Here is a 12,552-nt window from a genome sequence, read left to right as displayed (position 1 = left end):
GAAATATGGTGCAACGAATCGTGGGGGTCGACATCGGCGACACAGCCCTGCGCGCGGTAGAGGTCCACAATCCGACGAAGGCGCGTCCGACTGTGGTGCGATTCCATGAAATCGCGCTGCCCGAGGGGGCTGTCCGCAGCGGCGAGGTCATCGAGCAGAATACCGTCGCGACTGCGCTCAGGCAGCTCTGGTCGGAGGGCCGGTTTAAGACTCGCGACGTCGTGATCGGGATTGGCAACCAAAAGGTCGTCGCCCGTGACCTGACAGTTGCGCATGCGCCGATCAAGCGGATCCGCGAGGCCTTGCCGTTTCAGGTGCAGGATCTCATCCCCGTGCCTGTCGAAGACGCGCTGCTGGATTTCTACCCGATCGCAGCAGTGGAAGGTGAGAACGGGCCGGCGGTGACTGGACTCCTGATCGCCGCAGTGAAGGCTGCGGTCGAGGCGAATGTCAGTGCGGTGCGACAGGCGGGTCTCTCCCCAGTCGACGTCGACCTCATCCCCTTCGCCCTGCTGCGGGCACTGAATCACGCAACCGAAGGAACGAATGCGTTCATCGACATCGGGGCGGCGGCCACGAATGTGGTGCTCGCCACGAATGGCGTGCCCCAATTCGTTCGCATCATTCCGTCCGGTGGAGACGACCTTACTCGGGCCATCGCTTCGCGGCTCAGCCTCGAGTTTGACGCGGCCGAGAGGGTGAAGCGGTCAGTTGGCCTAGCTCCGCAGGATCCTGAGCAGCAGGCCATCGCTCAGGTCATCTACGAGGTGAGCGTCGAGTTGCTGACCAGCTTGCGAAACACCCTGCACTTCTTCGCCAATACCCGTACGAATGGCGAGATACAGCGGGTCGTGCTGAACGGTGGTGGCGCATACCTGCCGGGCTTCGCCGCCTTGCTGCAGGAGGCCGTGCGCGTCCCGGTCGAGTTCGGTGATCCGCTATCGCGGGTAGCTCTCGGCAAGGGCGTAACCGCGGATGCCAAGAATCAGAAGGGCGCGATGACAGTCGCGCTCGGGCTAGCCATCGGAGGTGCGGCGTGAGCACGACGAAACCAGACCTCGTGATCGGCGGAGCTCCGAAGGCCGACTTGCTTCCGCCGTCTATCCGTGAGGCGAGAAAGTTCAGGGGCGTAGCCCGGCTGCTTGTGGCCGCAGTGATCGTCGTCGCATTGGTGGTCGCAGCCGGAGTAGGACTGGCTTTCGTCCGCGCAATGTCGAGCCAGGCAGATCTGCTGGCCGAGCAGGAACGCACGACTGCGCTTCTTCTCGAACAGCAGAAGTATGCCGAAGCGCGGGATGCCGCTCGCCAGGTCGACGGCGCAAAGATTGCCATGATGCTGGGCACGACCACAGAGATCGACTGGAAGGCCTCCCTCGACGAGATCAACGCGACGCTGCCGGCTGGCCTGACGTTGACCAGTGTCGTCTTTGACGCGCTGGCGCCGGGCGAAGCAGTCCCGGTCGTGGAGATGCCGTTGCAGGAGGACTGGGTAGCGACGCTCACTCTCACCGCGGCCAGCCCGACCGTCCCTGACGTCGAATCCTGGCTGAACAACCTCGTATCAATCACGGGGTTCGCCGGAGTGGCGCCCCCCGTCACGGTCACCGGTGACGCTGACCAGGGTTACGTTGCCGCAGTGAAAATCAACCTCAGCGATGAGGCGTATCTCCTGCGCTTCCAGGCAGGGCAGGAGGACTGAGATGAGCAGGTCACGGCTGTGGATCGTCGGATCCGTCATGGTGATGGTCGCGCTTGTCGCACTCGGCTGGTTCGTGGGCATTGCGCCAAAGCTCGCCGAGGCGAGTGCGGCCGACCAGGAGCGAACCTCTGTCGCGAACGCCAACCTGGTACACGAGGCACTGGTCGGTGAGCTCAAGCGGCTGAACGACGACCTCCCTGTGCTGCAGGCGGAGCTTGCCGAAGTGCGCAAGGCGATGCCCGACGATCCGGCCATCGCTACTCTGCTAGGCCAGTTGAACGAACTCGCCAACGGGAGTGGCGTGGTCATCACATCGTTCACCGCTTCGACTCCGGCAGATGTGGTGTCAGTTCCCGTTGCCGCTCCGCCAGCCGGGGAAACCCCCGCTGACGGAGCGCCCGCCGATGGCACGGCCGCCGCGGCCGCAGCACCGTCCACGACGCCGGCGCCGGTCACGATTGCGGGCTCCCAGTTCGTGAGCATCCCCGTGAGCATTTCGGTCAACGGGGATCCGGCTAATGCTGCCAGCTTCATCAAGAGCCTGCAGTTCGGGGAGCGGCTCGTGCTGATTACTGACCTGACGATGACTGCGCCAACGGAAGAGGCTGTGGGAGTCTCGACGTTCAACGGATTCATCTATGTGCTTCGGGACCAGGCACCCGCCGCTACTGCGGCGACTGCAACTGCTGGGGAGGAGGCCCAGGCGCAGCAGTAGCCGAGGAACCCTTCGGGGTGGATTGTTAGAGTGACTTACTCCCCCCAAAAGGCCTCACGGCCGGTCAGGAGCACTCATGAGCCACGTGACCCCCGGCGATCCGAACGCCACACGCGATGAGCCCGAATTCGATCGCGACGAGGTGATCGATCCTGAACCCGAGCCGACGGTGCCGACCGAGCCCGAGCCGACCGTGCCGATCGAGCCCGAGCCGACACCCCCGATCGAGCCGGAGCCGACTCCGCCGACCGGGCCCGAGCCGACGCCGCCGGTCGCGCCGGAGCCGGAGCGGCCGATTGACCCGATTCAGAACGAAGGTCCGCGGAAGACGCCAGAGCTCGTGGAGCCTCCGGCCGCTGAGCGTGCGGAGTATTCCGCTCCGGTTCTGCCCGACCTGGAGTCGGTGCACGCCGACGACGTGGCGGGGTTGCGGGAGCCGGTAGGGGTCTCGGCGAGCTCGACCAGCGGGGAGGGCTCGACCAGCGGGGAGGGCTCGATCGGCGAGGAGCCGGTCGGGGGCGCAACTGCTGCCGCGGCATCCGCCGGGGTGGCGACCGCGCCGGCGACCGGGGTCTCGGCAGGCTCGACCAGCGAAGAGGGCTCGACCCACGGCGAGGAAGAGCGCTCAGCCAGCGACCGACCCCAGATCGTCTACATCAGCGAGCCGATCCCGCCGAAGAACCGGAGCAACCGCGGTGTCGGCACCCTCCTCGCGGTCGCCTCCGCGGTGGTCTTCCTCGTGCTGTACGCCGCGGTGGCCGGTCTCATCATTGCGATGAACATCCGCGGGAACGAGTTCTTCACCCTGTACGCAAGCTTCATCGCGGACCCGACGTTCTGGGTCCCGGTCATCGTCTTCACGGTCGCGTACATCCTGCTCGTGCTGATCGTCAACCGCGCAGGCTGGTGGGCGCACGTGCTCGGTGGCTTCATCGTCGCGGTGCTGACCTACCTGGCATTCATCGGCGGAGCCCTGCTCGGCATCGAGGCCTGGAACTTCACCCTCGAGGAAGTCACCGGCTTCACCGACCAGCTTTGGTACAGCCCGTTCGCGATCGCAGCGTTCATCATCGCCCGTGAGGTGCCGATCTGGATCGGCGCCGCGATCAGCGCCCGCGGTCGCCAGGTGAAGGCGCGCAACGCCGAGGCACGTGAGGAATTCGACCGCGAGCAGGCCCGCGTCCGATCTGAGTATGAGCGCTCCTACTCCACCGCGCCCTAGCTCGATCTTCCTGGCTCTCCTCGCGACGGTCACGTACATCGCGTGCGTGATCAGCGCGTGGGGCCTGATCAGTTATTTCCTCGATCGCAGCCCGATTGAGAATCCGGATGCCGGAACCCTCATCGGTCCGGTCATGGTGTTCACCGCCGCAGTGGTCACCTTCTTCAACCTCCGCGCGCTGAAGACAATGCGCTCGCCGGTCGGTCGGGCGGCCGTCGCGATCGCAACCACGTACCTGGCGATGGTCGTGGTGGTGTTCATCGGCGCAAGCATCGTGGTCGCCGAGGTCGCCGCCGGACCGTTTCTCATCACGGCCGCGCTGTTGTCGGGGGTCACCGTGGTCGCAGTCTGGCGATACGAGCATCCGAAGCGTCCGCCATGGCGTGATCCACGCGAGGATCCCGGCGACTGATCGGTCCGGGCGCCATTGGACAGCACAGGCACGAGGAGCTACTATTTTTCGGGTGTGTGCAATGACGCATGTCCCTTGAAAGTTTTGAGCTTTCGAGAGGCCGTGACCACGTCACACACCTGAACAGGGTTTCGCGTTTCGCGCAAGCAAACGGAGACTCCCACGGCATACCTGCCACACATGTCGTCAGCACTCGCTGACGTAGGCAGGTCTGATTTCAATCGCCCGCTGTCACCGTGCAGCAATTATGAGGAGCAAAGTAGTGCCAACTATTCAGCAGTTGGTCCGCAAGGGTCGCTCGCCCAAGGTCACCAAGACCAAGGCGCCCGCCCTTAAGGCCAACCCACAGCAGCGCGGCGTGTGCACGCGCGTGTACACGACCACCCCGAAGAAGCCGAACTCGGCTCTGCGGAAGGTCGCCCGTGTCAAGCTCTCCAACGGCACCGAGGTCACCGCCTACATCCCCGGCGAGGGCCACAACCTGCAGGAGCACTCGATGGTGCTCGTCCGCGGTGGTCGTGTGAAGGACCTGCCCGGTGTTCGCTACAAGATCGTTCGTGGCGCGCTGGACACCCAGGCCGTCAAGAACCGCAAGCAGGCTCGCAGCCGCTACGGCGCGAAGATGGAGAAGAAGTAATGCCTCGCAAGGGACCAGCTCCTAAGCGCCCCGTCGTCGCCGACCCGGTTTACGGTGCGCCCATCGTCAGCCAGCTCGTCAACAAGATCCTGCTTGACGGCAAGAAGGCCATCGCCGAGCGCATCGTCTACGGTGCCCTCGCCGGCGTTGCCTCGAAGAACGGCCAGGACGCCGTCGTCACCCTGAAGAAGGCGCTCGACAACGTTCGCCCCACCCTTGAGGTCCGCAGCCGCCGCGTCGGTGGCTCGACCTACCAGGTGCCGGTCGAGGTCAAGCCTCACCGCGCCAACACCCTCGCGCTGCGCTGGCTCACCAGCTACGCGAAGGCTCGCCGCGAGAAGACGATGACCGAGCGTCTCATGAACGAGATCCTCGACGCGTCCAACGGTCTCGGCGCCGCTGTCAAGCGTCGCGAAGACACCCACAAGATGGCTGAGTCGAACAAGGCCTTCGCGCACTACCGCTGGTAGCGGCATCCGCCTCGGGCCTATCCGTCACCGACTGTTCAGCTGTCGGGGGTAGACAGGCCCGAGGCCGGATCCCTAACCGGTAGACCGCATCCGCGCGAAACCGCTCGAACCCCACTAACGGAGGAAACCTGTGGCACAGGAAGTGCTCACCGACCTGAACAAGGTCCGCAACATCGGCATCATGGCGCACATCGATGCCGGCAAGACCACCACGACCGAGCGCATCCTGTTCTACACGGGCGTCAACCGCAAGCTGGGCGAGACCCACGACGGCGCGGCGACCACCGACTGGATGGAGCAGGAGCAGGAGCGTGGCATCACCATCACGTCTGCTGCTGTGACCTGTTTCTGGAACAACAACCAGATCAACATCATCGACACCCCCGGTCACGTCGACTTCACCGTCGAGGTGGAGCGTTCGCTCCGCGTGCTCGATGGTGCCGTTGCCGTCTTCGACGGCAAGGAGGGCGTCGAGCCCCAGTCCGAGACCGTCTGGCGTCAGGCTGACAAGTACGACGTCCCGCGCATCTGCTTCGTCAACAAGATGGACAAGCTCGGTGCTGACTTCTACTTCACCGTCGACACCATCGTGAAGCGCCTCGGCGCCAAGCCGCTGGTGCTGCAGCTGCCGATCGGTATGGAGTCCGAATTCGAGGGTGTCGTCGACCTCGTCGAGATGCGCGCACTCACCTGGCGTGGCGACTCCAAGGGTGACGTCACCCTGGGCGCCTCGTACGAGATCGAGCCCATCCCGGCCGACCTCGTCGACAAGGCCAACGAGTACCGCACCGCGCTGCTCGAGGTCGTCGCCGAGACCGACGACGCGCTCATGGAGAAGTACTTCGGTGGCGAAGAGCTGACCGTGGCCGAGATCAAGGGCGCGATCCGCAAGCTCACCGTGAACAGCGAGATCTACCCGGTCCTCTGTGGCTCGGCGTTCAAGAACCGCGGTGTTCAGCCCATGCTCGACGCGGTTGTGGACTACCTCCCCAGCCCGCTCGACGTGCCCGCCACCGAGGCGCGCGACCCGCGCGACGAAGAGAAGATCATCCTGCGCAAGCCTTCCGCCGACGAGCCCTTCGCGGCTCTGGCGTTCAAGGTTGCCGTGCACCCGTTCTTCGGTCGTCTGACCTACGTGCGCGTGTACTCCGGAAAGCTTGAGAGTGGTGCCGCTGTTGCGAACTCCACCAAGCAGAAGAAGGAGCGCATCGGCAAGATCTTCCAGATGTACGCCAACAAGGAGAACCCGGTTGACGGCGTCACCGCTGGCCACATCTACGCGGTCATCGGCCTGAAGGACACCACCACCGGTGACACCCTGTGCGACCCGAACAACCAGGTCGTTCTCGAGTCGATGACCTTCCCCGAGCCGGTGATCGAGGTCGCCATCGAGCCCAAGACCAAGGCCGACCAGGAGAAGCTCGGCACCGCGATCCAGAAGCTCGCCGAGGAAGACCCGACGTTCCGCGTCGAGCAGAACCACGAGACCGGGCAGACGGTCATCAAGGGTATGGGTGAGCTTCACCTGGACATCCTCGTTGACCGCATGAAGCGCGAGTTTAAGGTTGAGGCCAACGTCGGTAAGCCGCAGGTCGCCTACCGCGAGACCCTGCGTCGCAAGGTGGACAAGCACGACTACACCCACAAGAAGCAGACCGGTGGATCCGGTCAGTTCGCCAAGGTGCAGATCTCGCTTGAGCCGCTCGAGGTGACCGCCGACAAGACCTACGAGTTCGAGAACGCCGTCACCGGTGGTCGCGTGCCTCGTGAGTACATCCCGTCGGTCGACGCCGGTATCCAGGACGCCATGAACGTCGGTGTCCTCGCTGGCTTCCCCACCGTCGGTGTGAAGGCCGTCCTGCTGGATGGCGCATACCACGACGTCGACTCTTCGGAGATGGCGTTCAAGATCGCCGGCTCGATGGCCTACAAGGAGGCCGCGAGGAAGGCGAACCCGGTTCTGCTCGAGCCGCTCATGGCCGTCGAGGTGCGCACCCCTGAGGAATACATGGGTGACGTTATCGGCGACCTGAACTCGCGCCGCGGTCAGATCCAGTCCATGGAGGATGCCACCGGCGTCAAGGTCGTTCGCGCCAACGTGCCGCTGTCGGAGATGTTCGGATACGTGGGTGACCTGAGGTCGAAGACCTCCGGCCGCGCCGTGTACTCGATGACCTTCGAGTCCTACGCGGAGGTCCCCAAGGCGGTTGCCGACGAGATCATCCAGAAGAGCAAGGGCGAATAGCCCTTCTCAGCAGACGGGGGAGGCGCCGTTTCGGCGGCGTCTCCAATCCCACCAGCGAACAACTAAAGTAAGTACACACAAATCGGTAGAGCATCCGGCATTCCAGTCGGATGCCTGCTCACGAGTCCTGAGGAGGACCCACAGTGGCTAAGGCCAAGTTCGAGCGGACCAAGCCGCACGTAAACATCGGAACGATCGGTCACGTCGACCACGGAAAGACCACGCTGTCTGCCGCGATCTCGAAGGTGCTTGCTGACAAGTTCCCGTCGGCCACCAACGTGCAGCGCGACTTCGCGACTATCGACTCCGCTCCTGAGGAGCGGCAGCGTGGTATCACCATCAACATCTCGCACATCGAGTACGAGACGCCGAAGCGCCACTACGCGCACGTCGACGCCCCCGGTCACGCCGACTACATCAAGAACATGATCACCGGTGCTGCCCAGATGGACGGCGCGATCCTCGTGGTCGCCGCCACCGACGGCCCGATGGCTCAGACCCGTGAGCACGTTCTGCTCGCCAAGCAGGTCGGCGTTCCGTACCTCATGGTCGCGCTGAACAAGTCCGACATGGTCGACGACGAGGAGATCCTGGAGCTCGTTGAGCTCGAGGTTCGCGAGCTGCTCTCGAGCCAGGGCTTCGACGGCGAGAACGCACCTGTCGTTCGCGTTTCGGGCCTTAAGGCACTCGAGGGTGACGAGAAGTGGACCCAGTCCATCCTCGACCTCATGGAGGCCGCGGACGAGAACATCCCCGACCCGGTTCGCGACCGCGACAAGCCGTTCCTCATGCCGATCGAGGATGTCTTCACGATCACCGGTCGTGGAACCGTCGTCACCGGCCGCGCCGAGCGTGGAACCCTCGCGATCAACTCCGAGGTCGAGATCGTCGGCATCCGCCCGACGCAGAAGACCACGGTCACCGGTATCGAGATGTTCCACAAGCAGCTCGACGAGGCGTGGGCTGGCGAGAACTGTGGCCTCCTGCTCCGCGGCACCAAGCGCGAAGACGTTGAGCGCGGCCAGGTTGTCGTCAAGCCGGGCTCCGTGACCCCTCACACCAACTTCGAGGGCACTGCCCATACATCCTGTCCAAGGATGAGGGTGGCCGTCACAACCCGTTCTACGCGAACTACCGTCCGCAGTTCTACTTCCGCACCACCGACGTCACCGGCGTCATCACGCTGCCCGAGGGCACCGAGATGGTCATGCCCGGCGACACCACTGACATGACCGTTGAGCTGATCCAGCCCATCGCCATGGAAGAGGGCCTCGGCTTCGCCATCCGTGAGGGTGGACGCACCGTGGGTGCCGGTACGGTCACGAAGATCATCAAGTAACACCCGCTGGTTGAGGAGGCCGTTCCGGCCGTCTCGAAACCATCAGACAAGGGGTCGAGCCGAAAGGCTCGGCCCCTTCGTCGTTTCTGCGCGCGGGATCGCTCGGGAAAGACGGGGCAGGGCTGCTCCCGCGCATCGACAGAGCCTGCGTCCGTGCTCTACTGTCGCCGCATGAGACACGCGCCCATCAGGCTCACGGCTATCGCCGCAGGGATCACCTTCGTGTTGTCGGTGTTGCTCTCGATGCTCCTGGCCGCTGCCCTCTCTTCGGACAACACCCCGCTGATCGTTACGTCGATACAGGTATTCGTCGTCCTCGTCGGGATCGCGTTTCTGGTCTGGGTGGTGGCGCTGTATATCGCGAATCGTCTGATCCCGGCGAGACGCGTCGGCCGAGCCATCCTGACCCACCTGCTGACGGCACTGGTGATCGCGATTGCGAATGTCGCCCTCGCCGCCGCCCTCAGCGCGGGCGGCGGGCCGTGGGCGGAGCTCGGGGTCTTCCTCGTCGGGGTAGCCAGTGCCGAGTTCTTCCTGTCGGCGGTGATGGCCGTGCTGATCACGCATCTCGCGATCGCGCGGCGGCTGGTCCCGGATGCTCCCGCTCGCGCAGCAGGCCACGAGCTGCCCTTGTGAGCCCGGCGACCCGGTTCTAGGGTGGCGGCACACCACTGCCGACGAAGGGATTGCACGATGGGTATCGACGACGTCACCAAGAAGGCGCAGGAGTTTCTGAACGACGACAAGGTCAAGGACGCACTGAAGAGCGAGCAGGCCGAGGATGTCAGCGACAAGATCCTCGGTGGCGTGGCCGATGCCGTGAACAAGGTGACCGGCGGCAAGTTCGAGAAACAGGTCGACGACGCCCGCGAGAACGTCGACAAGCGAGTGGGTGACGAGTAGTTGCCGCGGCTGCGGCGCAGCGATGCGTCGGGAACGGGATTCACCCGCGTCCGCTCCGGGCGCGGGTTCTCTTATCGCGACGCGGACGGCGAGACCGTCACCGACCCGGAGCTGCGGGCACGATTCGAGTCGCTGGCCATCCCGCCGGCGTGGACGAACGTCTGGATCTGCCCGTGGCCGAACGGTCACATCCAAGCCACCGGGGTTGATACCGCCGGCCGACGCCAGTACCTGTACCACCCCGGCTGGCGCGAGAAGCAGGACCGCAGCAAGTACGACCGCGCGCTCGCCCTCGCCGAGTCGCTGCCCACCGCGCGCCGGCTGGTCACGATCGACCTGCGCCGGAACCAGCCTGACCGGGAGCGTGCCCTGGCAACAGCGTTTCGGATGCTCGACACCGGCCGTCTGCGCATCGGCTCGGAGCAGTACGCCGCCGCGCACGGCAGCATCGGACTGTGCACGCTGCTGGGCGCGCACGCGCGCGTCAGCGGCGACACGGTCGCGCTGGAGTTTCCCGGTAAGAGTGGCCAGGAGTGGTCCTCGGAGATCACCGACGCCGACCTCGCCTCGGTCGTGCAGGGGCTGAAGCGGCGTGGACCGCGCGCACGGCTGCTGGCCTACCGCAACGCGGACGCGTGGCATCCGCTCGTCCCCGCCGAGATCAACGACTACGTGCGGGAACGCACCGGCGGCGACTTCACCGCGAAGGACTTCCGCACGCTGCACGGCACGGTCGCCGCGGCGAAGTCGCTCGCGAAGCAGGGACCGATGCCGACCCACCGGGCGCGCGCGATGGTGATCGCGCAGGCGATGCGGGATGCCGCCGACGAACTCGGCAACACCCCGGCGATCGCCCGCAAGAGCTACGTCGACCCGCGCCTGGTCGACCACTACCTGACCGGCGAGACGATCGACCCCCGCCGCCTCGACTCGGCGGAGTCCGAGCTGCGAGCGCTGCTCTACGAGTAGCGCGGTCGTCCCCGCGCGCTGGTCGACAGCTGGTCCTCCCCGCCCGCCAGCCGAGCCCGCGAGCCTTTCCCTGCCCGCCTGCCGCGTCTGTGCCCGCTAGGTATATCCGAGCCCGCTCGAGCGGGCACGAACGTACCGAGCAGGCACGAACACTCGCGGGACGGGGCGGGGATGCCGGTTGCGGACGCGCTGACGCGGAGACGGGTGCGGGGGCGGTGCCGACCGGGCTGGGGCTCAGCCGGCGTTTGTGCCCCCTCGATGCATCTGTGCCTGCTCGAGCAGGCCCAGTCGTACCAGACGAGCACACACGCACACCGCGGTGCCTGGGAGCGCCGAGTGGTACCCGCCCTATCGCCAGGGGATGCCCATTGGGAGGCCCGCCGCCAGCAGGTGTCGCCTGAGCAGGCCAGGGTCGCGCGCGACCTTCCACCGCCAACGCGACATGCCGTTGCCGAGCGCCCGCAGCCGGTCCTCGCGGATCTTCTCATCGCGCAGCACTTCCTCGACGGTCCGCCCACTGCGATACGCCTCATCCAGGTACTTGCGGTCGCCGTCTGCTTCGCCGAGCATCCGGTAGGCCTTCCAGGTGAAGTCCGGATCGCCGACGAAACCGTCGTGATCGTAGTGCGGTACCTGCAACTCGGGTCTGGGGCATCCGATGACGAACATGTTGACCCGGCTGACCGACTCGATTGGGGTGTGCGACTTCGTCTCTGCGAACTCGAGAACCAATTCCGCGCGCCGGTGGCCCTTGAACGGAAGGCGGCTGTCCCACGCTGCGATTAGCTCGGCCTTCGTCGTCAACGGAGGCGTGCGCGCGAAGCGATCAACGAGCAGCGCATGATCGGCCATGACCACTGCCGTCATGAACGTGGCCGCCACCGCGATGTCCACGATCGTGCGTTCCAGGCTGGTGACGAGCATGCCGTCGATCTCGACCACGTCGGCGTCGCCGAGCGCGAGTGCATGCTTGACCACGCCGCCGCGCGATCGGGCAGTGGATGTCGGGGCCGTTGTGATGTGCACCGTTGCTGGCCAACCGCCCAGCGCCGGAAGTCCATGCAGCGCAGCGGCGGACCAGTGCGAGATGACTGGCCGATTGTGGCGCGTGTCGGCGATAGCGAGCACGCGTGCGAGGTACTGCTGCCTGGGGCTGAAAGCGGTCCACCGCGCGGTATCGGTATAGACGCCGCGTGCCACCCGGTGCTGGAGGCCGCGCCTTGCGGCTCGCGCAAGCTGGTGGCGGGTCTCGTCGATGCCCGTGAGTGCGTGCACGAAGCGGAGCTCGGGGAACCGTCCGGAAGCCATGTAGTCGATCGTCCGCGGGAGGCAGAGCCGGCGGCATCCGTTCTTCGCGATCTGTGGGCAAGTGGCGGTCATGCCCCTCGTTGAGGAGCAGCTACGGCAGCGCGGTGACGCCGTGCCGCGACCGTGTGTGCCCGTTGGGTACGACTGGGCACGCTCGAGCGGGCACAGATGTACCGGGCGGGCACAGGAGCCAGGCTGAGCAGCCACCCGGGCGGCGCCGCCCGCGTGCTCCTCCTCGTCAGCGCGCCGTCACCAGGCACCGGCCCGCCCCGCCCGCGGGCGTGTGTGCCCGCTAGGTACGACCGTGCATGTGCGAGCGGGCACAGACGTACCAAACGGGCACAAACGCCCCAAATGCGCCCCGCCCGCGCCCCGCGGACCCCTCCGAAACCCACCGCGACACGCCCGGGCATCGTCCCGCGCGACACGCCCGGGTTGCAGCAATGCCCGGGGTGTGGCAAACTCGTCTAGTTCAATATTTTGCGCGTTTTGCGCGAATCACTGCCAGGCAGTGCATAGGGAATCGCCATCGAGCGACACGATCCTAGGCCGCGGGTAGCAGAACAAGACTTAAATCAAACCTTCGTTTACGACCGGGGATACGTCTGTGCCCAGCACAGGCTCCCGCGAGTG

At 65.5% G+C, this 12,552-nt stretch carries 12 protein-coding genes and 1 pseudogene; 12 read left to right on the top strand and 1 reads right to left on the bottom strand.

Annotated features, from left to right (window positions below):
* Positions 1-5 precede the first annotated feature (5 nt).
* The 12 genes and pseudogenes from pilM (at position 6) to GO591_RS12965 (ending at position 10,611) form a co-directional block, all read left to right on the top strand.
* Positions 6-1,040: a type IV pilus assembly protein PilM gene (gene pilM, locus GO591_RS13020; protein ID WP_157157213.1), complete on the top strand. Its 1,035-nt coding sequence runs from the start codon at positions 6-8 to the stop codon at positions 1,038-1,040.
* The gene (locus tag GO591_RS13015; protein ID WP_157157212.1) at positions 1,037-1,699 is read left to right on the top strand and encodes a hypothetical protein; all 663 of its coding nucleotides are present in this window, start codon (positions 1,037-1,039) and stop codon (positions 1,697-1,699) included. Before pilM ends, GO591_RS13015 begins: the two co-directional genes overlap by 4 nt.
* Position 1,700: 1 nt before the next feature.
* Positions 1,701-2,414, top strand: a complete 714-nt coding sequence (locus GO591_RS13010; RefSeq protein ID WP_157157211.1) for a type IV pilus inner membrane component PilO — start codon at positions 1,701-1,703, stop codon at positions 2,412-2,414.
* Between the two features lie 76 nt (positions 2,415-2,490).
* On the top strand, positions 2,491-3,636 hold the full coding sequence (locus tag GO591_RS13005; RefSeq protein WP_157157210.1) for a rhomboid family protein: 1,146 nt from the start codon (positions 2,491-2,493) through the stop codon (positions 3,634-3,636).
* Positions 3,608-4,048, top strand: coding sequence for a DUF6121 family protein (locus GO591_RS13000; RefSeq protein ID WP_157157209.1), 441 nt, complete (start codon positions 3,608-3,610; stop codon positions 4,046-4,048). Before GO591_RS13005 ends, GO591_RS13000 begins: the two co-directional genes overlap by 29 nt.
* 262 nt (positions 4,049-4,310) lie before the next feature.
* Positions 4,311-4,685 (top strand): 30S ribosomal protein S12, encoded by a 375-nt coding sequence (rpsL, locus tag GO591_RS12995; protein WP_055787040.1) that lies wholly within the window; start codon positions 4,311-4,313, stop codon positions 4,683-4,685.
* Positions 4,685-5,155 (top strand): 30S ribosomal protein S7, encoded by a 471-nt coding sequence (rpsG, locus tag GO591_RS12990; RefSeq protein ID WP_157157208.1) that lies wholly within the window; start codon positions 4,685-4,687, stop codon positions 5,153-5,155. The genes rpsL and rpsG overlap by 1 nt, the downstream gene beginning before the upstream one ends.
* A 130-nt stretch (positions 5,156-5,285) precedes the next feature.
* Positions 5,286-7,400, top strand: coding sequence for an elongation factor G (gene fusA / locus GO591_RS12985; RefSeq protein WP_157157207.1), 2,115 nt, complete (start codon positions 5,286-5,288; stop codon positions 7,398-7,400).
* A 143-nt stretch (positions 7,401-7,543) separates the two neighbouring features.
* Positions 7,544-8,739: pseudogene (gene tuf, locus GO591_RS12980) on the top strand (elongation factor Tu).
* 171 nt (positions 8,740-8,910) lie between these two features.
* The gene (locus tag GO591_RS12975) at positions 8,911-9,375 is read left to right on the top strand and encodes a hypothetical protein (RefSeq protein WP_157157206.1); all 465 of its coding nucleotides are present in this window, start codon (positions 8,911-8,913) and stop codon (positions 9,373-9,375) included.
* Between the two features lie 57 nt (positions 9,376-9,432).
* Complete coding sequence (locus GO591_RS12970) at positions 9,433-9,642, top strand: Rv0909 family putative TA system antitoxin (RefSeq protein ID WP_157157205.1); 210 nt, start codon at positions 9,433-9,435, stop codon at positions 9,640-9,642.
* On the top strand, positions 9,643-10,611 hold the full coding sequence (locus tag GO591_RS12965; RefSeq protein WP_157157204.1) for a DNA topoisomerase IB: 969 nt from the start codon (positions 9,643-9,645) through the stop codon (positions 10,609-10,611). It begins immediately after the preceding gene.
* 348 nt (positions 10,612-10,959) lie between these two features.
* On the opposite strand, the gene GO591_RS12960 is transcribed toward GO591_RS12965, so the two are convergent.
* A complete protein-coding gene (locus GO591_RS12960) occupies positions 10,960-11,919 on the bottom strand; it encodes a type IV toxin-antitoxin system AbiEi family antitoxin domain-containing protein (RefSeq protein WP_157157203.1) in 960 nt (319 codons plus the stop codon).
* Between the last annotated feature and the right edge of the window lie 633 nt (positions 11,920-12,552).

Origin of the sequence: Diaminobutyricimonas sp. LJ205, assembly GCF_009755725.1 — a bacterium.
Taxonomy (GTDB): Bacteria; Actinomycetota; Actinomycetes; order Actinomycetales; family Microbacteriaceae; genus Ruicaihuangia.
This window is presented reverse-complemented; position numbering and strand designations above follow the sequence as displayed.

What these genes read in the sequence shown, in the direction of transcription:
- pilM (WP_157157213.1), top strand. Translation starts at nt 6, where the DNA reads ATGGTGCAACGAATCGTGGGGGTCGACATCGGCGACACAGCCCTGCGC.
- GO591_RS13010 (WP_157157211.1), top strand. Translation starts at nt 1,701, where the DNA reads ATGAGCAGGTCACGGCTGTGGATCGTCGGATCCGTCATGGTGATGGTC.
- GO591_RS13005 (WP_157157210.1), top strand. Translation starts at nt 2,491, where the DNA reads ATGAGCCACGTGACCCCCGGCGATCCGAACGCCACACGCGATGAGCCC.
- GO591_RS13000 (WP_157157209.1), top strand. Translation starts at nt 3,608, where the DNA reads ATGAGCGCTCCTACTCCACCGCGCCCTAGCTCGATCTTCCTGGCTCTC.
- rpsG (WP_157157208.1), top strand. Translation starts at nt 4,685, where the DNA reads ATGCCTCGCAAGGGACCAGCTCCTAAGCGCCCCGTCGTCGCCGACCCG.
- GO591_RS12975 (WP_157157206.1), top strand. Translation starts at nt 8,911, where the DNA reads ATGAGACACGCGCCCATCAGGCTCACGGCTATCGCCGCAGGGATCACC.
- GO591_RS12970 (WP_157157205.1), top strand. Translation starts at nt 9,433, where the DNA reads ATGGGTATCGACGACGTCACCAAGAAGGCGCAGGAGTTTCTGAACGAC.
- GO591_RS12960 (WP_157157203.1), bottom strand. Translation starts at nt 11,919, where the DNA reads ATGGCTTCCGGACGGTTCCCCGAGCTCCGCTTCGTGCACGCACTCACG.